Here is a 21,143-nt window from a genome sequence, read left to right as displayed (position 1 = left end):
CTCCGCTGGGGTGAATAGGCTCATCGTTGATCAATCCGCAGGTTTGGCAAGGGGGCAAACCCCCTCGCCTATCCGCATCAATCCGCGTCGGGCAGCAGCTCCGCCAGGTCGAAGCGCTTGATGCCGGCACGGCTCAGCGCCACGATGGCGTGACCGCGGGGCTCAAGAAGAGCGGAGTATTCTTCCTGCAGGAAGAGCGGCTGCACCTCGCGCTTGCCCCCGGTGGGCATGTCGATGTCGCGCGCGATCTCGTCTTGGCCCAGCGTGTCCTCCGATCCAATCCGCCAGCGGCGACCCGTCACGGCGTCGATGCGCGAAGCCGTCAACCGCCCGGCCCCTTCCATTCGCATCTTGTCGTAGGCGGACGCGTAGGCATGATCCGGGTCGTTGAGCACGGAGTGGCGCCAATTGTTCATGCCGCCTTGGTAGTCGATGCCCCGGGTGCGCTGTTTGAACGTGGTCAACGTTGCCTGTCCGAACCGCTTTTCCAGGTATTCGTGGGTGTTGTGCGAGCACTTCAGCGCGATCACCGATTGCATCGTGTTGGCCATCAGCTCCGCCTCGTTGACTGATCCAAAGGCGTTGACCAAGCTTTCAAACCCTTGCGTTGCAAGCACGGGCATCAACCCCAGCGAGCGCGAAACGGAGAACAGGTTGATGTCATCGGCCGTCAACAACAGGTGGGCCTCGTCCATCATCAACATCACCTCGGTTTGCCCAGGCAACGCTTCGCGCCACTTGTCGCCGAATGCACCACGCGCCTTGATTCCGTTCATGACCCGCTGTTTGAGCAGGCGCATCATCATTTCACCCGCTTCACCGAATTGGGTGGGGGGCAAGAAGAGGCCTACCATGGCTCCATAGAGTGCGTCGGACACGTCCACCTCGCCCGTCTCAATCGAATGCCAAGGCATGTCCGTCTTGCTGTCCCGCAGCTTTTCGCCCCGCAAGAGCTTCTCCAGCAGCCCTCGTGAGTTGAGCGTGAACGATTGTCTCTGTTCCGGATGCATCGCGGGAATCTCCTGGAACGCCCATTCCAGCGAGCTCTGCAGCTGAGACATGGGACGGAAGAGGTCTGGATGGATGGTTTCGGGAGCGTTGTCCTGACGAAGGCGGTGCTGCTGCAGGTAAGCCGCATAGGCCAGCCGCCCCTCTTCTTCATGGCTCGTGTCCGCCTCTTCCAGGCCCAAGTATTTCACCACCTCCATCAGCTTTGCATTGGCACGAGGCGCGGGGCTGGCGGGAATCACGCGTTCCACAATGGACAACAACTTGATGTGGTGGAATGGCGTGTAATGCCATTGCCTGTCGTCGCTCACCGGGATTCGATGGATGGCGATCTGCTCGGCGATCCGCTCGATCAACGCCTCAGTCTCGGCCACGTCCTCGCCCAGCTTTCGCTGTTTGACCAGCTCAAGCTCCGCGTTCATCTGTGCACGCTCCAACCCTTCCAGCTTGGCCGAGCACCAGGACCTGTAAGCCATCTCGTGATCCACGAGCGCACGAAGGATGATGCCCGTGTGGTAGAGAAACGCATCGCCACCATCCGTCCAAAGCTTGGATTTCTCGTCCACGCGCCCACCGGATGCGCCGCGCAATGCCCGCACGATCTGATCCGGCGCCAACCCTTCATAGGGCCCCACGCGCATTCCTGGCTTGACGACGATGTCGAACAATCCTTCCAGATCCGCGATGATTGCTCCGTCTTTACCGTCGGCAATGAGAGCACCGCCGGCCAGCTTCTGCCGCGTCAAACGCTCCCTTACATCGCCTTGTTCCGACGCCACACACGCCATTGCCAAGGCGGCTTTACGGAACCGACGAGCGATGGGTCGCAACGCGGCATAGGATTTGCCCGAACCGATGGCCCCGAACACGAGCAGGCCCTGCTGGCAATCGCGCCATGAGAACATCATCACGGTGCCCAAGTCGGGCGAGTAGCCATAACCTTTGTCGGACAGATGCCCCGTGGCGCGCCCGATGGTGATCAGCGGGGTCTTGTCCCGCAGGGCCGCCTCGGCTTGCTGTTCACGTGCCTTGACGTGTGAGTTGATCAACGCCCCTTGGGTGGCCAGGTTGTTGTCGTTGTTCTGCAGGTAGAGCCGGGCGGCGTTTTGGACAAAGTTGCCTTCGGCGTATTGCATCGCATACATGCAGGCCAACACGTAAGGTGCCGCCTCGCCCAAGCCAAACGGCAGGACCTTGGCGACAACCAAGGCGGCAAAGATGAGGCCCACCCACTGCATCGCTTGAATGAAGCGCGCGGCTGTCCCGCCAATGACGCCCCGGTGCGGGTGCGAGGCCGCCGCCACAAAGCAAACCACAAACAGGACGCCGACCAAGCCAAAGGCCCACCACAGGTAGGTCTTGGCCATCTGGGCATACACAGCCATGCCGCCGGCTTGCATTGCCACCTCGGTGCCGCCCTTGCTGTCGCCGACCATGAACTGAAGCGCCATCGGAACCCATTGCAGCAGCACCAGGGCTTTCAGGGCCTCCTTCATGCCCTCGCCTTGCTTGAGGGCGATGAAGTATGGAATGGTCAGCAGCAGAGCGGCCCAGCCGGCCCAACCGATGAGGCTCACCAGGAAGGTTGCCAGAACGCCGATCACGGGGAAGGCCAGATACATCAAGGGAGTGGCCAGGCTGTCGCCGCCCTGCCCCATGTCGTTGCCCTGCAAGAAGCCCTCGGCACGCCGCCCACGCTTCGTCGTGATGATCCGCGATTGGGTGTCACGCAAATCCTCCGGAACCTTCGGCCACCACTCCTGGAACTCGTCCTCGCTGCGTCCTTCGGGCACCTTGAACACCTGGGCGTTCTCGTCCCAGACCGCGCCGCATTCCTTCGCGAAATCCCGATCAGCCTCCGGCACATCGAGCTCTCGGCTGCGAACGCGATCGGTCACGTCAAAGCGACCCACGAGGTTTTCATACTCCTCGTGGGACTGGACGATGATTTCTTCTTTCACGCCCGAAGGCTCGCCGCTCTTCCGTCGGAACTTGCGGCCCAAGCCACTCGTCCAGTCAAGCACGTTGAACAAACTGATTGCTTCCATCTCTGTTTCCCTCCCCTGTCAAATCAACGAAGCCAATGCGCCAAGACGGCAAGCACCAAGCAAAGCGGCGCGCACGCCAGGAAGCCCGCCTTGGCCACCCAGCGCTCTGCGACCTGCTCAACCTTGCTCGCGTAGAGCCGATCCTTGGTCCACGCCTCATACGCGGCGTCGTCTCTGACCGGAGGCCTGCGATCGGCGCGCAAGTAGTAGAAAGTGCGGCGGACGCCTTCGCTCAGGTGGCCCATGCCAAACGATTCAGGGCTGCCGAGGAACAAGCGCCCGTGCAGGTTCAGCCACTTTGAGCCGAAGTGAAGTTTTCCGGGTTCCCGGTATTGCGTGAACAGCCACTTGAACATGTCGCCCCCTTATTCGTGAGTAGGTCACTTCTTTCTAGATCGAATCCGCGGATGCGCAAGGGGGATCAGTCGATCCCCGACTTCTTCGCCCAAGCGTCCAGGTCTGCGTTGGCTTTTTGCTGCCAGTCATTCCTTGGCTCGGCGGCGGGTGCGGGGGCCGTCCTCGGCAATGGGGCGGTCGCACGTTTCGGCGAAGGCTTGGGCTGGGACGCAATCAGCGCTGTCGTCGTTACCGGGGGAGCGTCGACCGGCTCTGGCTTCTCGATCGCAGGTTCTGGCTCGGCCTGCTCTGGAAGCACTGCTGGAACGGGCGGGACCACGGGGTCCTCCACCACCTTGGGCAGCTGCTCGGGAACGGCTGGAGTGGCAACCGGCATCAAGGGAGGCGGTGTGCTCGGAGGCACCTGGTTGTTCTTCCCAAGCAAGAAGTAGATCGCCCCCGCGGCCAATACCACCGCCACCACACCGGCCAAGACCCAAGGCAAACGAGAGCGGGGGCTGGGTTGGATTGGAGTTACTGGCTGCTCTGGTGACGCGGCCTCCGGGGGCCGGTTGGACCCTTCAAGCACCGCGGGAACGGACAGGACTTCCACTGCGTCCTGCTGAGACAGATTGACCAAGGCTGCCGTATCTTCATTGCTCAACGCCTTGGCGTCCACCGATGGGCCACCCAATCCATCTGCAACCTGTGCGCCAGGCTCTCCAAATTCATCAACCAGTTCCCAAACGGTGCACATTCCCTTATCACCCGCTCCTACGAGAACCGGTGCAGCTGCATCGGACGTCAGTTGCCTGACCAACATTTCCTGCTCCACGGTGAGCGGAGCGTCTTGAGGCTTCTCTTCGACACCACGATGTTCCTGGGCTTCTCGGGTGCGCTTTGCGTCCAGTTGCGCCTTGGCTTGCTTCGCCTTCTCTGCAGCGGCAACAAAGCCCTTCTGGGTCAACTCGGCAGTGCGCTTGCTGATCACCCCGGCCCAGTGACCGGCAGCTTTCAGGTTTTCTTTCACGCCATCGGAAACCAGCCGCTCTTCCTGCGTGGGCGAAGCGGTTGGGGTTGCCTTGGCACGCTCAAGCAGTTCCTTGCGCTTGCGCTGAAGGATTCTTTGGTTCTTTTCTTCTGGGGTCATGTGGGCTCCTCGGAAGGGGGAAGGAAGCCCGAGCATCGATCGACACCCGGGCACTGAGATCACCGGACGTCAGGCACCGGGGTAACGACGATCACGGGCTCACCGCTGCCGCAGCGGTCGTCCACCGTGACCTTGGACAGCGCGCCACGCTTGGCCAGCTCAACGATGGGCACCTGGCAGGCGGCCTTGTCGGCGCCTTTGAACACCACCGTCAACCCGTTGCTGGACTTGTTCAACAGACCCGCGAACTTGTCGAGGAAGGCCCGAGTTTCGCTGTCCAACCGCTTCATGTCGGTGGGGTTGTAGTTCAAGCGCAACGAATCCAGGACGGCTTCCTGCTTGCCATCCACGGTTTCGGTCTTGGTGACCACTTCGGCCTTCATGCCAGCCGCACGGGCGGCGTCGGCGGCCTGCTCGGCGTGCTCCCGCTGCTGCTTCACGTAGGACGCCGAAGCCCCCACTGCAGCACCGGCGGCGCAAGCGCCCAGGGCCTTGTCTTTCTTGCCCGTGAGCAAGGCGATGGCTCCGCCGGCCACGCAGCCGATGCCACCGGCTTTGAACAGACGCTTCTTGTCGGCATTGGGCTTGCCATCGTCCTCCGCGGCATGGACCGCATCAGGGGCGGCTTGGGCGGAAACCTGAAGCGGCAAGAACGCCGCCAGGCAGAGAGTGAGAGGAACGGAAAAACGTTTCATGGGATGGATCTCCTGCTGTGGGGGAAAATTAGGTGCGTGGAGCAGTCATGGGTCCGGTTGCGGGCACCTTGGCCGCACCAGAACCTTTTGGAGAGGGTTGCGAGAGGGCCGCCGTCACGACCTTGCGAAGCGCTTTTTCGTAGCGCTGAATGGCGCTGTCCTGCTCCGCCTTCGTTTCGTCTCGCAACCGCCGCAGGTCTTCTTGGAGCGCACTCCGGAACAGCGCGTTCTCTTCCCGCAGATCGTCAATGAGGCGCTCCAGCTGAGCGTTGGCGTTCTCCAGCACGCTCACCACGGACGTGGCGGTGTTGTGTCGCTCCAGCGCCTCTCGCACGTAAGCGCTGAACCCACTGCCCGATTCACGGGCAAGCCGCTGAGCAAGTTTCAGCTGCCCACGGTCGAGGTTTACGTTTTGACGAACGAACGCCATTGGTCGAGTAACTCCGTTTCGGGATTACTCCACCGATACCGCGAATCTCGGAGTTGGCAAGGCCCCACGTCAGGAGCCTGAAAAACATGGGCCAAACGAGCTAACAAGCACTGACACTGTCTCCATTCGGTGGTGACATGGCCAGGCCTTGATTGCATTGAGGTTTCGGCAGGCGTTACAGCGATTCTTGGGCGAAAAACGCACTCCCACTTCAGTGCGTCATGTGTATGACGACTCTGGGGAACCGTCCGGGCTCCTGCTTCTCTGCCACTGCCGACATTGCTTCCACACACGTTGGGCTCTTGCAGTTGCTTTTCGGCGGCCCCTTGCGTGTTGCCCCAGGTGCGCTATTGGTGGTCTACGCCCCTCGCCCCACAGGACCATCGCCCACACCATGCCCACGCAACGCTCCCGCTCTTCCACCCCTCACGCCCACCGATGCCCCACCCCGGGAATCCGTGCGGAGTTTCTCAGCCCACTATTTCGCATTGCCTCGAATCCCCAGGACAGGTTGCCCTCGCCCACCCGCCGCACCACCCCACGACACCCAAGCCACGTTGGTTTTAGTCAAACGTGTGCAATGCCCTTGGATACACCGACACCGTGTTTTCCGAATCGCAAGTGGGCAGCCAAAGAACCCCTGGAAGGAAAGCGCGGAGCCCTCGCCCCATTTCGTTTTAGTCAAACAAGGGTGCGCGCCATGGCCTTCATTCACCGCCATTGGCCCATCAATGATCCACCTGCTTTCGTTTCAGGAGTGCTCCCATGACCACCGCTGACCTGGACGCGTTTGCCCGTCGCGTGCTGGCCTTCCATGCCGTCCGTGCGCCTGCCACTCCCCGTTGGGCGCTGGACGTGGCCCGCCGTTCCGAACGCCCTGTGTGCGCTTTCTGCACCGCCCCCCTGGACTTGGATCGTCGCCACGCCTGGGGGCTTTCACCGCTCGTTCCGTTGAGCCAGGGCGGCCCAACGGACACCGAGAACCTGCGCATGGCTTGCAAGCGCTGCATCACCGAGCGGGGCAGCCGTGACCTGTTGGCCTGGCCCGAGTTGAGCCAGCGGCTGCCACCAGACACCTTGGACGCCTTGCTGGCCGACCGGCTGTTTGTCCTGCAGCGCTCCAACAACCACCTGGTCGAGGTGGGGCGCTTTGCCAAGCCAGCCACCGTCCTTGCCCAGCTCCAAGAGCGCTGGATGCACCCCCGGTTCCTCGTCCACGTGGAGCGGCATTCGGACAGCTGGATGTTGGGGTGGCCACTGGCCCAGCGTGCCCATCTGACGCGAAACGACTTGGCCGCGCTCTTGCGCAACGTGCACCAGGGCGAATGGCTGGAACACCCCGAGGTGGTGGCCTTCCGGTTGACCGCGGATGTTTTTCAATTGGCGGTGTGGCAACTGATTGCCCTCCACGCGTTGGTCATTCCCCTGCCTTTGGGGACTGCTCCCCCTCCCGACCGCACCTTTGAGAACCGGTGGATGGCCCGGTATCCAAGCCTGCGCCAGATCCGCCTGCGGCGACAGGGCGCGCACGAAACACTGTGGCCCAGCATGGGCAAAGACCACGTCCCGGCTTACAGCGACAAGCCCAATGCGGTTCGCATGCGGACCCAGCGTCAAGCCACACGTGAGGGGGAAACGAAAGCCCAGTGGTTGGAAGCAAGGCGGCGTTTGGCGAAGCGAGACGCGGGCGTGGCCAAAGGGACGTTGAGGGCATGGCTGCCTGGAGAGCGGGCCGCGCTGCAGGCAGACGTGGACGATCTGGCGGCGGCGTGGTTGAAAGCCCGCAAGCGCCAGTCGAAAGGGCGCCCGGACACCAGGGATCCCTTACCATTGAGGCAAGCTCAGACAATCAATTGACCGACATGGATGAAAAGGATCAGGACAAGGGAAGCGACAGTAAGGCTAACCGGACCCCGTCGAAGCCTCAGCGGCGAAAGAAGAAGTGGAAGGAGCAATTCAACAAGCCCTTCAGCAGCCTGTTCACCATCCGCGCTGACGAAGATGGAAACCCGCCGGAGCTGGAGGAATACCTGGTTCGTCAACACCTGCAAAAGGGGCTGAGCCACCTTCGGATGAGCAGCCGGGATATTAGGTCCGCGCTGAAGGTATACAGCCTTACCGAGCTGAACCAACTCTGGAACATGCGCGAAAAGAAGCTCAAGTATGTGGAGGACGCCGCACTTCTGTTGGCGCACATCCGGCACCGGTCCGGGATTGACCTTCAGCTGCGCCCGGCATCCGAGCTTTTCAGTCACGACGTGATCCAAGCCCTCCAAGGCGTGCTTGAGGAAAGCGGGCGATTAAGGGTGGAAAAGCCATTGCCCCCCGCTCCTGACGCTGTCGCAGCAGAGGGAAAGCGAATGGAGCAGGTCCTCCGTGTGATCCGAGAGGGCCAAGCCGAGTTTCGCAAACGCCTGGTCGATCACTACGGAGCGGTGTGCATGGTCACCGGCACCGCCCTGGCAAGCGTCATCGACGCGGCCCACATCGTCCCCTACAACGGGGCATCTACCAACGCCTTGAGCAACGGGCTACTGCTACGGAAGGACATCCACGCGTTGTTCGATGCGGGCCTGTTGACCATCGGGCCGGACCTGGTCGTTTACGTCACTGCTGGGGTGGATGATCCCTACTACCGTTCGTTGGACGGGAAGGATCTTACGTTAACCGCCCCACCGAAGATGTCCAAGGAAGCTTTAAGAAAGAGGCTGGTGGGGCACGGGTCGTCCGAGTTAAACAGCACCGCCCTACCGGGATAGCCGGTGCTTGGCCCCCGTATTCCCCACGGATTCGTCAAACTTCCAAGATTCCTAACCCACTCCCCCCGCTCTCCCTCCTACGCTGACCGCTCACCCAACCTCCTGAAAGGAGAACACAATGAGCAACAGCAAGAAGAAGCCAATGACGCAGACGGCCCAGCGACGCATCCAAAGCGCGGTGGATCGGCAACCCAGCCCCTCTCCTCAGCAACGGGCGTTCAAGGCCAAAGCAGCCTCAGTGGTTGCGAAGCGGAACGGCAAGTGAGCCATGGCGGCTTCGCCTCGAAGTGAGGGGAGCCGCTTCATCATTTGCTCTGCGAGAACTGGGACCAGTAGGGTTGGACCCATGGGGTTTTGACCCGCCCCTGGTTGCACAGAGCATTCCACCATTGGTTGTAGCGCTCACCGGCCAGCATTACCGCCTCCACACCCTGCTCTTCCACCCTCCCCCACGCTTGGGCTGCAGCATAGAGACGGCGCATCGTCCATGACACGTCTTTCCCCGAAACGTGTCCGACGTGCGCGATCACCGATAGCACATCCTCTTCTCGAAGCGCTTTGGTTCCATTGCGCCAACGCACCACCCAGGACTGGCCTCCGGATTCAGGCGGGCCGCCCATGAGCGCGTCCTCGATCTCCCTGACCTTCGGCAAACTCTCTGGCAGGTCACGCCCGCGTGCGGCAAGCGCCAAGGCGAAGTAGATGTCCAAAAGTCGGTGCTGAACCCGCTTCCTCGCCCCACTTCCGGGCGAATCAATCAAAAGTGCCACCAAGCTGTTGATCTCACCCGCGTTAGCCATCAGGGGAGTGGTGAGGTCGTGATCCATCTGAGCCAATAGCAGGAGCAACCCGTCCAAGCCTGGATCGAGCCGGCTGTCCGGCTGCATAGCTCCCGCGGGTAGCCCAATTACCTCTGCTGCCGCTTTGACCACCGCCACGGAAAGGCCATCCCTGGATAGCCGCCCGTGCACAACATCTGCGGAAACCTCATCTAAGGCAACTGCTAGTGCTTCCAAGCGGTCTCCACCCGCGATGCCAACTGTCTGGTGGAAAAAACTGCATGGAGGAAGCGTTGGATATTCGGCCAGCGCGCGTGCGGCTCGCTCCATTGCACGGGCTTGGCGCTCCGCACACTCCGGCATCAGTTCAGTGTGGCTTTGCTGGACGTAAGCAACCAGACCATCGCAGACCTGCTGCCGCTTCTTAGGCCTGCGTGGAATCCCGATCTCCCACGTCTTGGCGGAGACCTTAAAAATCTTGAGCACCCGATCAGAAAGCGTGCGCTTGTCTGCCCAGATTCCCATCGAGTGAAGCAGCCAACCCGTCAGCGGCTGTGCCGTCATGCCTGGGATACGCCAGGTTTTGGCCCAGATCGCGTCCTCTTGATCAGCGTTCAGAGGGGCAAGTGCCACGCTCAGTAGATCTTACCGTTCTTGCTCATCCCCAGATTCCGCACCGCCACCCTGGCGGCCTTGCGGACCTCCGCGTGCTCGTCCACCGGCGAGCTCACGATTAGCAGCGTGTTGTCCTGGATGAGCGACGCGGCCGCGTAGTCTGCCAGCGCCACCATGGCGGTGGTCAACGCGACTTCACTACCGGCGTCCTCCGAATCGTCAAAGCCGAACAGCTTGGCGATGTTCTCGCGGAGCTTTGGCGGGATAGTCACCATGGCCCGGTGGTGGCGCAGCCCATCCTCCCGACGGCGGTAGTCGTGCAGCGTGACCGATCGGGGCATGACCATGTGAACCCGCTTGCCTCCCACGCTTCCTGCCTTCTGGCTGTCGTCGTAGTCAAAGTAGGACTTGCGCTGCGGGTAGTCGCCCGGCCCCAGCAACAGGTGCTCCGGGATGCGGGCGACAGTCGAAGTGTCCGCTTTGCTGGCCCGGCGGGGTTTGGCATGGGTCACGTCCTTGACGTCATCCAAGGTGCGCTTGACGGCCTTCTTCGTGGCAGCCTTCTTGGCAGGAGCTTTGCGAGTGGCCATGGGTAGGTCTGGGAGGGAAACCAAGGGAAGCTCCATCATGCCGCAGCCCTCCGGCCTGCACCAGCGACAAGGATGTCGTGCACCCGGACAGCCAGGGCGTGGATCTCCTCCTGGGCCACCCGGGCCCAGCGACCGTTGGCGTCGAACACGGTCTTTCCCTCCTCGTAGCAGTCCGCAAACAACGCTCGATCGCGCACCAGGATCGCTCCCGACATCTTGGGGTGCTCCAGGCGGCGGCGATGGGCTGCCCGCTTCTCGTTGGCCCTATTGGCGATCGGCAGATAACGCTTCCCCTTTTTCTCCAGCACATCCACGGTTCGCAGGAAAATGACAAAACTCGCCACATCGAGCAACGTGGGCACCAGGTAAAGATCGGCATCCGGGAGTGCTTCGTTATCAGGCATGTCGTTACGCATGTCCATGATCTCGATATCGAAGCCGGGGGAGCGTGAGCGGGATACGGTAAAAGGTGTTTCGTCCGACAGCCCGGAGAATGCCAGGCATGAACTCTGCCTGTCCCGGTCGTTGACCAACACACGCAGGTTGGGGTCACGGGCATAGCACCCGGCAAGATTCAGGGCCAGCGTCGTGCGGCCGACGCCACCCTTGAGTGAGAAGTTGCACAGGCGCATACGGCATCCTTTCGTGAGTAGATAGGGGTTCCTACCGAATCTACCCCGACGCCACCGTTGCGCAAGTGCATGTTTTTGCAACCCTTTCGGGCCGTTCAGGCCTTGGATTCTTTTCTATTCTTCCCGCGAGGCGACTGGACGACGGCAGTCCCACCGCAGCGTGTGGGCGACGCTTGAAGGCGAGCAATGCAAATCGAACGGCTGGGAGGCCATCCATGCTTTGACAGACGGTGGTGCTGCGCCATGCAGTGCTTCAATGATCGTCCAGCGTTGCTTTGCCGGACCAAACTCCGCGAACACGTCCGCCCCGGCTTCGGCCAGGATTCCGGCCATCTTGTCGTAGCACTGCCGTTTGTGTGGGTGGTCCTGGTTTACGTGCCACGCCATGCAAGCGACGTGGAAAGCGGTTATTCCGTTGGGCCCCACCGGGTGGTCCAAGGACGGGAAAGCCGTTAGGCCCCTCCAAGCCTCCAGGCGCGCCTCGCGGACAGCAGCGATGGCTTCTCTCAGCGCCCAAGGGTTGCAGTGCTCAATGGCCTGTAACAGTCGTTCTGCAAGCCGGTGGACGGTCATTTCCATTTCAGCTCCTTCCGCAGTTGGCGCTCGAAGTGGCGTTGTTGGCGGGCCAGCCGGGCTTGCCGGCGAAGCTTGCCTTCGGGCAGGAACGCGGGAGCCGTGGGTGGGATGTGCGCGAAGGGAAGGCCAGCAATGGGGCGGGCCGAGCGGGTGGGGCTTTCAATCATGGCGGCGGTCTCTTGGGTTATTTAAATCGGTCTTCGTGAGTAGGTCGCCCCACTCCCCTAACTCCATGCAACCAGACCACCGAGCAATGTCAAGATGGAAAATCCAACTTTTTTTGACTAGAAACAGGGGCTTGCGGAATCCAAGGTGCATCGCATGCTGAATGCATGACGCACACGATCCGCCCCCGCTGTTCGCCCACCCTCACCCGCCTTTCCAAGGGCGTGCGCAGCGCGCTGGGCTTCACCCTCACCGAGACCTTGCTGGCGCTGGGCGTTGTGACCGCCGCCACAGGCGCGATGTTCCTGTTCTTCGGGCAGGTCGATGCAAAGGCCAAGCTGGCCAGCGAAACGCGCAACCTGCGCGAGCTGTCCCGACGCATCGAGAGCAGTTTTGGGATGGTGGGGACGTTTCGCGGGGTGAGCACCACGGCCGTGGTGGTCGATGGCTTGGCCCCTGAATCCCAACTCGGCGCCGGGGAAAGCGTCTTGACCAACGCGTGGGGCGGCGCGGTGAACGTCCAGCCCTACACCGTCGAACGCTTCGGGGATTCGTTCTCCGTCAGCTACGCCGGCCTTGATCGTCAAGCGTGCGTGGCCCTGGTCGCGGCCAACGCGGGCGGGGTGTGGGACGCGCAGGTGTCGGACGTGTCGGTGATTCGAAACACCGGCGGCCAGCTCGACGTCGGATTGCTGAGCCGCACGTGTGCGGACAAATCGCGCGTGGTCTTCGTCTACCACAGCGGGTTGTTGGGGGGCGAATGGACCGGATCACCGCTGGTGTTGCCAGCTGCAACGCCCCCGGTCACCCCACCCGCTTCTCCGCCCGTGGGATCCCCGGTGGGGCCCGTAGGTCCGGTGCCACCTTCCACGGGGGTGTCGCCCCCAACCGCCCCGCCACCAAGCGTTCCTCCCACGACACCCCCACCGGTCACGCCGCCCGCCCCCCCGGTGAGCGTGACGCCTCCGGCCCCACCGAGTTCACCCCCGGCCACACCGCCACCGACAAGCACGGTGCCGTCTTGCCAGGAGTGGAGCGAGAACCGAACGATCAATTGCCCATCGGGCCAGGTCGGCCAGGTGTTCCAGAACCGCCGTCACCACTGCGGACCCGACCCGAGCGTTTACGAGGCGTGGGCTGGGTCCACGACGGCCGGCAGTTGGACCACGACCAGCAGCGCCTGCGCGCCGTGCCCTGCTCCCGAGACGCGCAACGTGGGATGCCCTGCAGGTCAGTTTGGCGCGATTGGGCAGCAGCGGACCTTCGCGTGCACGGGCACCGGTTCGTGGAACGCGTGGACCCAGACCAACACCACCTGCGCGGCTTGCCCAGCGCCTTTCCCACAAGCCGAAACCCAGTGGGTCGCCGCGAGTGCCGCTTGCCCGGCAGGCCAGAGTGGATCGCACACGTGGCAGGCCGAGCAGCGGCGGACGAGGACCGGGTCATACAACTGCCCAGCCACCACGTGGTCGCTGCCCAGCCCGACGTTCACCACTTGGACAAATTGGGCGGAGACTGGGTTTCGTCGCAACGAGGCCAATACATGCACCCCCAACGCACCACCTCCGACGTTTCCCGAATACACCGGGCGATCTTGGCATTCGTGGGGAGACGGAGGGCACTACGGCTGGGCGATCTTCTGCAACGCTCCCCGGACCCTGGCCGAGCTTCAAGCCACCTCGTTGGCATGCACTTGGCAATACGAAACGAACGACACCCCCACGTTTACGCCAGAGCCACCTGGCGTGACCCGCCCAACACCGGCTTTGGAAGCCTGTGTCTACGCGCTGCGCGCCAACTTGACTCCGATGCCAGGTTACGGCTTCGTCAACCACCCAGGCACCGCGGTTTGGCCGGCGGCTTGCTCGTGCAGCGTCGTGGGTCCAGGCGCGCGGTTCTACTGGCAAGACCTGGGAGCGAGCGACTGGGTGGGCTTTGAATTCAAGTGCCCTTGACGGCAAAGAAGGCGGGGGCATCCCTCACGTTGGAAGTGGCAAAGCTTCGGATTTCCAAAACCGACCGGAGGCGATGCCCTCGCACCAAGCGTGCTTTCCAGAAGGCAGGTGGCTTGGCCACCTGCGGCGGCTTCTGGGCTCTTCGCTGTTGTGCTTCGAAGTCAAAGCCCAGCCAAGGTTTTCCACATCGCCTTGCCCTGGGCTTCGTGAACCGACGCGTATTGCTGCGGATCCCAACGGGTTCCGGTCAAGAGCAGCCCCAGCTCTGCCACGATGGCCTGACAGCGATCGCCAAAAGCCAAGACCTCATTGAAGGTCAACCCAAGCGTGTTGATGTCAAACGCGCCAGGCTCCTCGTCCAGCTTGCGCATTTCCAGGTGGGCATGGTGCTTGTCCCGGAGGGTCTTGATTTTCGCTGCCACGGGATCAGCCGAAAGGATCACCATTTCATTGGAGACCCTTTCCCAGCCACTATCGAAGCGCGAGTAGTTCTCGTCCCGATCGTTCTGTCTGAACTTCTCCTGGAAAACAGCCGAGCTTTCGGGCGGCAGGTCACTGATCGGTTCGTCGTGGAAGTGATCGAAGATGCGACCGTAGCGCTCCCGGTAGTGCTCCCTGATCGCGGGATCTGCTTGAAGCTTTCGCCAGAGGTTGGTCAGGCTACCGGACCGCGAATCGTTATCCAGAAAAAGCCGTGACTGATCGCGCACCAGGTCTTGTCCAAGAAGCGGCGCCAAGTGGTTCCAGGCATTGGCCCCCGGCGTCTTGTCCAGCTTGGCTTTCAGCCCTGCCTGAATCTCGGGGTCTTGAATGAGTGGGGACAGAATGTGCCGGCGCTCGTCGAGGATGTGGCACTCCTGCGTGAGCACCCGAACGAATCCATCGATTTGGCGAATACGTTGTTCCAGTTCCTCAGGCTTCATTCTTGCTCCGCCTCCAGCGGCACCTGCTGGAACCGCACCTGCAGCCGCTTGATGAGCGCACGGGTTTCCGCGTTCGGAGCGCGCGTGGACACCAGCACCGCCTCCCCGTTGGGCACGTGGCGGATGGCCTTCTGCTCGGCCCGGAGAACGGCGCGGTATTTCACCGCTTGATAGACGCCTCGCTGGAGTTCGTCCTCCGAGCACTTGCTGGTTTTAACTTCCACCGCCAGGCGATGTCTTCCGTTATCGAAATGCGCGTCCAGTCGGTCACCCGAGCTCAACAACTTCTCGTTGCTCCCCATGGGGAAGCACCCAAAGTCCTCGAACTCTTCGGGATGGCTGGCCATCCACGCCTTCAACGCTTTGTGCTCGTCGCTCTCTGGCCGCCCCCCCTCCTGGACTTTAGGAAGGGGAAGAGGCGCATCCGCTGCCACCTCTTCAACCGCCCCGGCGGACGGGGTCAGCATGGTGGCTCCCAGAGCGCGGGCGACCCGGTCCCAATTGGGATAGGTGAAAACGTCTTCCATCGCCTCTCGCAAGTGCGCACGGCGCTCTTCCTCGGTGTCCAGCTTCTTCCCCGCGAAGTAAGCTGGCGAGATGGTGATCGCCCCCTCGCCAGGGTGTTTCGTGTTCTTGTTGACGACGATTGCGTGGAGGGGCGGGATGGGTTCCTTCCACTGCTCGCTGAGCCACTGCAGGGCCTGGGCCACTCCCCCGGCGACGGTGCCGTAGAGGTCTTTGCGGGGTTTGATCTCGTGTCCGAAGGTGTCGTGCAGCTCTTGGGCCAGGTCGCTGTAGGAATGAGCTTCGCCCTCCTGCGCCCACCGGATGAGGATGGGCAGCGCGTCCGGGATAACCCGGCTCCGCCAGGGTGTGCGTGCAAACTCCACCTTCGACCAATCGAACTTTTCCATCCCCTACTCCTCCCTTGTCGTCCCGCCATGGTAGCTGCGGGACCAGCACGGGAAAACGATGAGGGCCGGTGTCCTGCCCCCTCCCTTCTCAATCCTCGTTGGGCAGCATGATGCTGACCACCGGTTCCAAGGCGTCCCCGGGCCCGCACAGCGCTTTCAAGGTGATCTGGCGATGGGTCGACCGCGTCAGGCCCGACCCGGTCGCCGGGTGGGCTTCGTTCGACAACCAGTCGCCGGCGTCGGGCAGAGCCACGTGGAGCTGGTAGTGGATCTCCGAACCGTTGCCCTGCTGCCGCTTGATGGCCACGTGGAGCATGAAAAGCACGTCCCAGAGCCGGCCGTCCACCGACTGGCCGCGCAGTTCCAACCCTATGGGCACTTCCACGTAGCGAGACCACGCAGCGCGGGTGATGGTCACGGGAAGCTTGAAGCCGGCTTCTTTGGCCACATCGGACACGTCCACCAGGACGCCGTCCTCGATTGCCTGGGCGCGGGTGTAAGAATGGATGAGGTCGGAAGGCTCGAACATGTTGTTCCTCGCTTGGTAAGTGATGGCCCGCCCAGGGCATCCGGTCGGGATGTCCTGGAATGGGAAACCCACCGCCCCACCGCTCGGCGCGGTCAAGGGAGGAAATGGAAGGGCTGGCGCGGCCCGCAGCGCAGCGAGGACACGGGCCCTGGAATGGCCCTTGACCGGAGGAGCCGGGAGATGGGGCCGCGCGGAGCGCAAGGGGCTTGAATGGCGTGCCGCGATCGGCACACCGACTGGCCCTCAATCGGCCCGCCTGAATCCTCCAAGGAGGCGCTGCCACCAGGACCGGGGAACCGCTTCCGCGTTCTCTGGCAATGGAAACGCCCTGTCCCAGTCCAACTCGATCGGATCGCCGCCACTGGTGCGCACGAAGCCATGGGCCTTCAATGCCTCAATGGCGACGCTGGACGTCGCGTAGCACCGTGCGAAGACCCTGCCTTCCCCCGATGAACTGGCCAACGCGTGGCGCACCAATGCCTTGAAGCAACCACGCCGGGTGAATTCTGGTCGCGTGCCGGCGAGATGGAGCTCGTAGCCTTCGCGATCATGCATGCAGATCAGAAACGCCGCCGGCTGACCCTCCCAGGTCGCAACCCTCACGTCGCCGTCCACCCTGCAAACCTCCGGTCGATTGTGTCGCAGCTTCATCATCGTCAAGAAGCCGACATGAAGCAGCCCTTCCACCAAGGGAACCGCTTGGGCGCTGAGGGTTTCCCGGAAATGCCCTTGCCGTGCTCCGTCGCGAAGCAGAGCAGCTATCCATGCGGCATCTTCTGCAACAGCGGAACGAATGGAAATGGTCATACGTATGAGCAAACCTGGGGAACGTTGTTCATCCAACCACTCTGCGCCGCGGACGCTTCAGCGGTGAGCGGGCCCAAACCGCGGATGAAGCGAAGAGACGCCAGTTGGACGTCGTCCTGGGGCCAATACGGGCCATCCGGCGAAAACACGAAGTGGTCCCCTTGAAGGGCCCCGCAGGTGGTGCAATGGTGGGCCAAGTAGGTTTGCCCGGACGTCCGGGTGGCGTCGAAGCGAAGCCAAGGGGCGTGGCCGGCAACGAACGCAGCGGCCTCCTCGTTCAAGCGCTCGATGTAGCGCAACAAAGCACCCTCCCCCTGATCCACCAACCCTTCGTCGTCGTGCTCCTCGAACGAGGGCACCCAGACCGCGGCGGTGGGAGTGGGGGCATGGCAGAAATGGCACTCGGTCTGAGCGAGCAGCAGGCCGTAGGCCGGGGCGTGGAGGATGGATGCAGGGGCTTCATGGGTCATGGAGCCATTTTGCCCGGCCCGTGTATCAACCGGTGAGACGAGCTTGCGTTGAATCATGGGTGTTGCGGAGCGTGCCACGCTGCGAACCCAGCCACGCCATCTGCTTGTATTCGTCTCTACTGAGCAACTTGGACACCCCCAACCACTGCACCAGATGGTAGTGCGCAATCGTTCGTGGGTAGCGCTGAATCCCCTCGTGCAACAGTTTTGGCAGGAAACACACAGAACCATCCTGTCGCTCGTAAGCGTAGTAGTGTGGTGGTCTAATCAACTTGGACACTCGATAGGATCAATTTCGAGCATCGAGGTAGACCCATGGCAAAACAGATCACTCAGGGCATGAGGGATGAGGCGGTTCGCCTTGTCGTTGTGGAGGGGCAGACAGTCAGGGACGTCTGCCAGCTGATGGATGTCGGCCCGACGGCGCTGAGGCGCTGGATCGAGCAATGGCGGCGAAAGCATGACCCTCAGGCCGAGGCACCGCCGGTGGATGCCCAGGTCAGAATCGCCGAGCTGGAGGCCCAGAATCGCAGGCTCAAGGAGGAGCGCGACCTGCTAAAAAAATCCATCGCCTTCTTCATTCGGGACAGCGATCACCGGAACAGGTGATCCAGGAATTGGGGAAGGTCGCTCCGATCCGGTTGGTGTGTCAGTTGATGGACTATCCCCGTAGCAGCTACTACGCCTGGCTGCACCGGGAGCCCCGGATTGACCGGGCGCTGCTGGCCCAGGTTGATCTGGTTCGTCGCATTCATCAGTCCCATCGGGGGAGCTGTGGCTCTCGCAAGATGGCCAGGGAGCTGACCAACTGCGGCCTACCCATGGGGCGCTACCGCGCCCGGACGCTGATGCGCCGAGCCGGTGTCAGGGCGCGACAGCACCGGCGGCACAAGTACCACAGCCTTGGGCCGCAGGCACTGACGGCGCCCAACGTGTTGGAACGCCAATTCAACCCGGCGGCCCCCAACCAGGTCTGGGCAGGGGATATCACCTACATCCCGACCCAGCAAGGCTGGCTCTATCTGGCCATCGTGGTGGATCTGTTTGCCCGCCGGATCGTGGGCTGGGCTCACTCTCACGAAGGGGATGCCTGGCTGGCCGTCAGAGCCCTGCGCGGGGCGCTGAAACAGCGTCGTCCCAACGGGCGACTACTTTTCCACTCGGATCAAGGTCGGCAGTACACCAGCCATGCCATGGCCGAAATCCTGCGTGACAACGGCATCACCCAGAGCATGAGCCGGAAGGGCAACTGCTGGGACAACGCGGTGGTGGAACGGGTTTTCGCCACCCTCAAAGGGGAATGGCTTTACTCCAAATACCCCACTCGACAGGAGGCGGCAGCAGACATCGAGCAGTTCGTGGACTGGTACAACCACCGTCGGCTACACAGTGCCAACGGCCTTGTGCCACCTGCGCTTTGTGAAGAGCAGGTGGCCTGAACTCCCTTTGGGAGTGTCCAAAAATACTGGACCACCACATAGCGATGGCGGGAGGCACGCGTGGTCATGGCATTTCTCTCAGTGCGCCCAGAGGGCGCGGTCGATACAGCGTTCAAGGCGCTGGGCCAACCAAACGCTGAATGGAAGGGCGATGGGGGCGGCAATGGCGAGAAGGGAAAGGGTCATGTCGGCGGTTCCAGTCGGTTGAAAGAGCGGTGCGTTCTTCCTGATCCCAAGGTAGATCGCCCTGGAAATTTGTCCACGGTTGCAGTGGACAAAATCTTGACTAAAAGTGAAAACTGCGGAGCTAAGGCCGCAGTTATTCCTAACATCACTTCTCTCGCCGAAGGCGTCACCTGCTCTTTTCCACCGACGCTTCTACAGAGTCCGGCGCGCAGCGGCCGGTGGCGGCGTTGCGCCGTTGGCTCTACAGCCTTGCCCGCTTTGCACTGACACTTCCCCGGGCTGCCCATGCCTGCTCCAGGTGGACCGCGCGTTGTTCGGCTTCCACCGTGGCCACCACGTGCGGCATCGCCGTCTTCAGCGATGGCGTGTTCCAAAATGGGCTGCCCCGGTGAGGGTTGCCACCCAGCCGCAGCAGCAGCAAAGCCGTCTGCTCAAGACGATTGCGCTCGTCGGCGTCGTCGCTCAACTGGTAGTCCGCCGCCAGCTTTTCGAGCGGGCGCTCGCACCAGTGGTTCCTCTCTTGAGGGTGCGCACCAGCTTGCAGGAGGGCTTCGACGATGCGGGGCCAGGGAAGTGCGGAATGGAGCGCAGGACCTTCGTTGAGGCGCCACGCGTTGGGGTTGGCGCCCTGCCGCAGCGCCTGTAGAACGCCGAAAAGGCTTCCTTCGACGCACGCGTGAATCAGCTCGGCGCTCGGAGTTCCTGGCAGTGGTGGGCGGTGGTCAGCCATGGCGGCTGCCCCGAACCTGGTTCCCGAGGAGATCTCCTTGGACGTAGTCTCGGATGATCTGGCGCACCGCTTCTGCGGTGGAAATCCCCGCGTTCACCGCGCCCTGCTCCACCGCCTCCAAGACGCTGCGCTGCAGCGGAAGGTAGGCCAGGCGCACGTCCCTCTCCCCACCCAGCCGACGCTTGCTCAGTGCGTAAGGGTGGGCGGCATACATGGCGAGCACTTGGCGCACGGCTTCGTTTCGGGTGACCTGCGCGCGCGCGGCGGCCGCCTGCAAGCGCTCCAAATCACGGGAGTAGCCCCGGGAGGACGGAAGGGTGACAAGTTTTGGGGAAGGGACAGGTTGAAGCACGTCGCGCTCCGGCTTAGGACGCCGCGTCCAACGGCTTGGCGGCCGCCTCTCGGACCACCGCGATGGCACGCCAACGGTTGATCGCAGCGCCGGCGAAATACAGGGCGTCCACCAGTTCTTGCGCGGCCCCCTTCTCAAGCAGGGCCCGGTTGCAGGAGGCGAACCCTGCAAGGATTCCGTAGCGGTCCGCGTCGTCTTTGGCTTTGTTCATGGCTTCCGCAATTTGAACGTTCATGTCGAATCTCCTGATTTTTGCTGGTGGGTGATCGGCGGTTACAGACGCACGCGCTGACGAGGAGCTTCCAGGACAGCCGCCGGAGCTTCGCTGTGCGCCTCTTGCCGTGGGTTCCAGACCTGCCCACCGATGACCATGCTCGGGCCGCCTGCAGCAGGAAGGACCTGCGAAAGCCTGGCTTGCTTCGCTGCGGCGTTGATCGCACGCACGGTGCCCTCTTCCATGCCTTTGGCTTCGTAGATCACCTGCCCCTCCAGGTGATCCCCCGCTTCATCCACAAGGGCGGCAAGGGTTCGACCGAACTTCGACTTTGGTCCTTGGTTGCGAGCATCGGCGTCCCAACGCTCGATCACTTCGAACGTCTTCTCATGACGATGGCCAGACTTGTTGAGTTCTTGGAGCACCGCTTCGGCGTCTTTCACGTTGAAGCGAATGGCGGAGAGCTTCACCGGGTGCGCGTAGCCACCGCCACTCGAAGCCGATTGCGTGATGGCGACCGCTTGGTTGCCGTCGCTGACGAGGTGATGAATTTTCATGTCGATTTCCTTGATGGTTCCCGGAAGGCGCGATTGCCTATCCACAAACTCAAGGTAGATCGCCCCATGATTTTGTCCACTGCTTGAGTGGACAAAACTTTGACTAAAAGCAAAAACTGCGGAACTAAGGCCGCAGTTATTCCTAACATCACTTCTCGCGCCGAAGGCGTCATCCGCGCTTCTTCCATCGCCGCTTTCCAGAAACCTGCGCGAAGCGACCGGCGGTTGGTTTTTTGCACAAAAAAGGCCCCTCGCGGGGCCTCAAAGGACATGAATTGTTCTTA

The 21,143-nt window shown here is 62.2% G+C and carries 26 protein-coding genes; 6 read left to right on the top strand and 20 right to left on the bottom strand.

Going from position 1 to position 21,143, the window contains the following annotated elements:
- Positions 1 to 77 precede the first annotated feature (77 nt).
- From LZ605_RS02265 to LZ605_RS02245, 5 genes are all read right to left on the bottom strand, one after another.
- Entirely contained in the window at positions 78 to 3,056 is a 2,979-nt protein-coding gene (locus tag LZ605_RS02265) for a TraM recognition domain-containing protein (RefSeq protein ID WP_006375350.1), read from the bottom strand.
- 23 nt (positions 3,057 to 3,079) lie between these two features.
- A complete protein-coding gene (locus LZ605_RS02260; RefSeq protein WP_006375352.1) occupies positions 3,080 to 3,412 on the bottom strand; it encodes a hypothetical protein in 333 nt (110 codons plus the stop codon).
- Positions 3,413 to 3,477: 65 nt separating this feature from the next.
- The gene (locus LZ605_RS02255) at positions 3,478 to 4,542 is read right to left on the bottom strand and encodes a hypothetical protein (RefSeq protein WP_224481862.1); all 1,065 of its coding nucleotides are present in this window, start codon (positions 4,540 to 4,542) and stop codon (positions 3,478 to 3,480) included.
- Between the two features lie 59 nt (positions 4,543 to 4,601).
- Positions 4,602 to 5,237 (bottom strand): hypothetical protein, encoded by a 636-nt coding sequence (locus tag LZ605_RS02250; RefSeq protein WP_006375355.1) that lies wholly within the window; start codon positions 5,235 to 5,237, stop codon positions 4,602 to 4,604.
- A gap of 28 nt (positions 5,238 to 5,265) precedes the next feature.
- Positions 5,266 to 5,667, bottom strand: a complete 402-nt coding sequence (locus LZ605_RS02245; protein ID WP_006375357.1) for a hypothetical protein — start codon at positions 5,665 to 5,667, stop codon at positions 5,266 to 5,268.
- A 765-nt stretch (positions 5,668 to 6,432) separates the two neighbouring features.
- Here LZ605_RS02245 and LZ605_RS02240 point away from each other — a divergent pair.
- The 3 genes from LZ605_RS02240 (at position 6,433) to LZ605_RS02230 (ending at position 8,691) form a co-directional block, all read left to right on the top strand.
- A complete protein-coding gene (locus tag LZ605_RS02240) occupies positions 6,433 to 7,524 on the top strand; it encodes a hypothetical protein (protein WP_006375359.1) in 1,092 nt (363 codons plus the stop codon).
- Positions 7,525 to 7,529: 5 nt separating this feature from the next.
- Positions 7,530 to 8,426, top strand: a complete 897-nt coding sequence (locus LZ605_RS02235) for an HNH endonuclease (protein WP_032971086.1) — start codon at positions 7,530 to 7,532, stop codon at positions 8,424 to 8,426.
- Positions 8,427 to 8,544: 118 nt separating this feature from the next.
- A complete protein-coding gene (locus tag LZ605_RS02230; RefSeq protein ID WP_154354769.1) occupies positions 8,545 to 8,691 on the top strand; it encodes a hypothetical protein in 147 nt (48 codons plus the stop codon).
- Between the two features lie 40 nt (positions 8,692 to 8,731).
- On the opposite strand, the gene LZ605_RS02225 is transcribed toward LZ605_RS02230, so the two are convergent.
- From LZ605_RS02225 to LZ605_RS02205, 5 genes are all read right to left on the bottom strand, one after another.
- A complete protein-coding gene (locus LZ605_RS02225) occupies positions 8,732 to 9,838 on the bottom strand; it encodes a hypothetical protein (protein ID WP_224481863.1) in 1,107 nt (368 codons plus the stop codon).
- Positions 9,839 to 9,840: 2 nt separating this feature from the next.
- Positions 9,841 to 10,410: a hypothetical protein gene (locus LZ605_RS02220; protein WP_224481864.1), complete on the bottom strand. Its 570-nt coding sequence runs from the start codon at positions 10,408 to 10,410 to the stop codon at positions 9,841 to 9,843.
- 35 nt (positions 10,411 to 10,445) lie between these two features.
- Positions 10,446 to 11,042, bottom strand: coding sequence for a ParA family protein (locus LZ605_RS02215; RefSeq protein WP_006375366.1), 597 nt, complete (start codon positions 11,040 to 11,042; stop codon positions 10,446 to 10,448).
- A 114-nt stretch (positions 11,043 to 11,156) separates the two neighbouring features.
- Positions 11,157 to 11,621 (bottom strand): hypothetical protein, encoded by a 465-nt coding sequence (locus tag LZ605_RS02210; protein WP_006375367.1) that lies wholly within the window; start codon positions 11,619 to 11,621, stop codon positions 11,157 to 11,159.
- On the bottom strand, positions 11,612 to 11,785 hold the full coding sequence (locus LZ605_RS02205) for a hypothetical protein (RefSeq protein WP_006375368.1): 174 nt from the start codon (positions 11,783 to 11,785) through the stop codon (positions 11,612 to 11,614). The genes LZ605_RS02210 and LZ605_RS02205 overlap by 10 nt, the downstream gene beginning before the upstream one ends.
- 165 nt (positions 11,786 to 11,950) lie before the next feature.
- Between LZ605_RS02205 and LZ605_RS02200 the strand changes: the two genes are divergently transcribed.
- On the top strand, positions 11,951 to 13,738 hold the full coding sequence (locus LZ605_RS02200; RefSeq protein ID WP_080355149.1) for a type II secretion system protein: 1,788 nt from the start codon (positions 11,951 to 11,953) through the stop codon (positions 13,736 to 13,738).
- 161 nt (positions 13,739 to 13,899) lie between these two features.
- Here the strand turns inward: LZ605_RS02200 and LZ605_RS02195 are convergent, their stop codons facing one another.
- From LZ605_RS02195 to LZ605_RS02175, 5 genes are all read right to left on the bottom strand, one after another.
- Positions 13,900 to 14,661 carry a hypothetical protein gene (locus LZ605_RS02195; protein ID WP_006375415.1) on the bottom strand — a complete coding sequence of 254 codons (762 nt, stop codon included), beginning with the start codon at positions 14,659 to 14,661 and terminating at the stop codon, positions 13,900 to 13,902.
- Entirely contained in the window at positions 14,658 to 15,575 is a 918-nt protein-coding gene (locus tag LZ605_RS02190) for a hypothetical protein (protein WP_049400418.1), read from the bottom strand. Before LZ605_RS02190 ends, LZ605_RS02195 begins: the two co-directional genes overlap by 4 nt.
- An 88-nt stretch (positions 15,576 to 15,663) precedes the next feature.
- Positions 15,664 to 16,104, bottom strand: a complete 441-nt coding sequence (locus tag LZ605_RS02185) for a DUF6573 family protein (protein WP_049400419.1) — start codon at positions 16,102 to 16,104, stop codon at positions 15,664 to 15,666.
- 243 nt (positions 16,105 to 16,347) lie between these two features.
- A complete protein-coding gene (locus LZ605_RS02180; protein ID WP_049400420.1) occupies positions 16,348 to 16,911 on the bottom strand; it encodes a GNAT family N-acetyltransferase in 564 nt (187 codons plus the stop codon).
- Positions 16,908 to 17,438: a hypothetical protein gene (locus LZ605_RS02175; protein WP_224481865.1), complete on the bottom strand. Its 531-nt coding sequence runs from the start codon at positions 17,436 to 17,438 to the stop codon at positions 16,908 to 16,910. The genes LZ605_RS02180 and LZ605_RS02175 overlap by 4 nt, the downstream gene beginning before the upstream one ends.
- A 258-nt stretch (positions 17,439 to 17,696) precedes the next feature.
- Between LZ605_RS02175 and LZ605_RS23145 the strand changes: the two genes are divergently transcribed.
- Positions 17,697 to 17,990, top strand: coding sequence for a transposase (locus tag LZ605_RS23145; RefSeq protein ID WP_019338990.1), 294 nt, complete (start codon positions 17,697 to 17,699; stop codon positions 17,988 to 17,990).
- Positions 17,987 to 18,820, top strand: coding sequence for an IS3 family transposase (locus tag LZ605_RS02170; protein ID WP_404830271.1), 834 nt, complete (start codon positions 17,987 to 17,989; stop codon positions 18,818 to 18,820). The genes LZ605_RS23145 and LZ605_RS02170 overlap by 4 nt, the downstream gene beginning before the upstream one ends.
- A 427-nt stretch (positions 18,821 to 19,247) precedes the next feature.
- Here the strand turns inward: LZ605_RS02170 and LZ605_RS02165 are convergent, their stop codons facing one another.
- Genes LZ605_RS02165 through LZ605_RS02145 form a run of 5 tightly spaced genes read right to left on the bottom strand, consistent with a single transcriptional unit; the run spans position 19,248 to position 21,131 of the window.
- Entirely contained in the window at positions 19,248 to 19,736 is a 489-nt protein-coding gene (locus LZ605_RS02165) for a hypothetical protein (protein ID WP_049400423.1), read from the bottom strand.
- Positions 19,729 to 20,088, bottom strand: coding sequence for a hypothetical protein (locus LZ605_RS02160; protein ID WP_152906877.1), 360 nt, complete (start codon positions 20,086 to 20,088; stop codon positions 19,729 to 19,731). Before LZ605_RS02160 ends, LZ605_RS02165 begins: the two co-directional genes overlap by 8 nt.
- A gap of 13 nt (positions 20,089 to 20,101) precedes the next feature.
- Positions 20,102 to 20,323, bottom strand: a complete 222-nt coding sequence (locus tag LZ605_RS02155) for a hypothetical protein (protein WP_024956690.1) — start codon at positions 20,321 to 20,323, stop codon at positions 20,102 to 20,104.
- Between the two features lie 38 nt (positions 20,324 to 20,361).
- Positions 20,362 to 20,859, bottom strand: coding sequence for a hypothetical protein (locus tag LZ605_RS02150; RefSeq protein ID WP_049400425.1), 498 nt, complete (start codon positions 20,857 to 20,859; stop codon positions 20,362 to 20,364).
- Positions 20,856 to 21,131, bottom strand: coding sequence for a hypothetical protein (locus LZ605_RS02145; protein WP_141098915.1), 276 nt, complete (start codon positions 21,129 to 21,131; stop codon positions 20,856 to 20,858). The genes LZ605_RS02150 and LZ605_RS02145 overlap by 4 nt, the downstream gene beginning before the upstream one ends.
- Positions 21,132 to 21,143: the final 12 nt, after the last annotated feature.

The organism is Stenotrophomonas maltophilia (assembly GCF_023518235.1).
GTDB lineage: Bacteria > Pseudomonadota > Gammaproteobacteria > Xanthomonadales > Xanthomonadaceae > Stenotrophomonas.
This window is presented reverse-complemented; position numbering and strand designations above follow the sequence as displayed.

Bases quoted from the DNA above. Each gene is read 5' to 3' on its own strand.
- LZ605_RS02185 (WP_049400419.1), bottom strand. From the start codon at position 16,104: ATGTTCGAGCCTTCCGACCTCATCCATTCTTACACCCGCGCCCAGGCA.
- LZ605_RS02230 (WP_154354769.1), top strand. From the start codon at position 8,545: ATGAGCAACAGCAAGAAGAAGCCAATGACGCAGACGGCCCAGCGACGC.
- LZ605_RS02220 (WP_224481864.1), bottom strand. From the start codon at position 10,410: ATGGCCACTCGCAAAGCTCCTGCCAAGAAGGCTGCCACGAAGAAGGCC.
- LZ605_RS02215 (WP_006375366.1), bottom strand. From the start codon at position 11,042: ATGCGCCTGTGCAACTTCTCACTCAAGGGTGGCGTCGGCCGCACGACG.
- LZ605_RS02180 (WP_049400420.1), bottom strand. From the start codon at position 16,911: ATGACCATTTCCATTCGTTCCGCTGTTGCAGAAGATGCCGCATGGATA.
- LZ605_RS02260 (WP_006375352.1), bottom strand. From the start codon at position 3,412: ATGTTCAAGTGGCTGTTCACGCAATACCGGGAACCCGGAAAACTTCAC.
- LZ605_RS02205 (WP_006375368.1), bottom strand. From the start codon at position 11,785: ATGATTGAAAGCCCCACCCGCTCGGCCCGCCCCATTGCTGGCCTTCCC.
- LZ605_RS02155 (WP_024956690.1), bottom strand. From the start codon at position 20,323: ATGAACGTTCAAATTGCGGAAGCCATGAACAAAGCCAAAGACGACGCG.
- LZ605_RS02190 (WP_049400418.1), bottom strand. From the start codon at position 15,575: ATGGAAAAGTTCGATTGGTCGAAGGTGGAGTTTGCACGCACACCCTGG.
- LZ605_RS02265 (WP_006375350.1), bottom strand. From the start codon at position 3,056: ATGGAAGCAATCAGTTTGTTCAACGTGCTTGACTGGACGAGTGGCTTG.
- LZ605_RS02200 (WP_080355149.1), top strand. From the start codon at position 11,951: ATGACGCACACGATCCGCCCCCGCTGTTCGCCCACCCTCACCCGCCTT.
- LZ605_RS02150 (WP_049400425.1), bottom strand. From the start codon at position 20,859: ATGAAAATTCATCACCTCGTCAGCGACGGCAACCAAGCGGTCGCCATC.
- LZ605_RS02210 (WP_006375367.1), bottom strand. From the start codon at position 11,621: ATGGAAATGACCGTCCACCGGCTTGCAGAACGACTGTTACAGGCCATT.
- LZ605_RS02175 (WP_224481865.1), bottom strand. From the start codon at position 17,438: ATGATTCAACGCAAGCTCGTCTCACCGGTTGATACACGGGCCGGGCAA.
- LZ605_RS02255 (WP_224481862.1), bottom strand. From the start codon at position 4,542: ATGACCCCAGAAGAAAAGAACCAAAGAATCCTTCAGCGCAAGCGCAAG.
- LZ605_RS23145 (WP_019338990.1), top strand. From the start codon at position 17,697: ATGGCAAAACAGATCACTCAGGGCATGAGGGATGAGGCGGTTCGCCTT.
- LZ605_RS02165 (WP_049400423.1), bottom strand. From the start codon at position 19,736: ATGGCTGACCACCGCCCACCACTGCCAGGAACTCCGAGCGCCGAGCTG.
- LZ605_RS02240 (WP_006375359.1), top strand. From the start codon at position 6,433: ATGACCACCGCTGACCTGGACGCGTTTGCCCGTCGCGTGCTGGCCTTC.
- LZ605_RS02195 (WP_006375415.1), bottom strand. From the start codon at position 14,661: ATGAAGCCTGAGGAACTGGAACAACGTATTCGCCAAATCGATGGATTC.
- LZ605_RS02245 (WP_006375357.1), bottom strand. From the start codon at position 5,667: ATGGCGTTCGTTCGTCAAAACGTAAACCTCGACCGTGGGCAGCTGAAA.
- LZ605_RS02250 (WP_006375355.1), bottom strand. From the start codon at position 5,237: ATGAAACGTTTTTCCGTTCCTCTCACTCTCTGCCTGGCGGCGTTCTTG.
- LZ605_RS02235 (WP_032971086.1), top strand. From the start codon at position 7,530: ATGGATGAAAAGGATCAGGACAAGGGAAGCGACAGTAAGGCTAACCGG.
- LZ605_RS02145 (WP_141098915.1), bottom strand. From the start codon at position 21,131: ATGTCCTTTGAGGCCCCGCGAGGGGCCTTTTTTGTGCAAAAAACCAAC.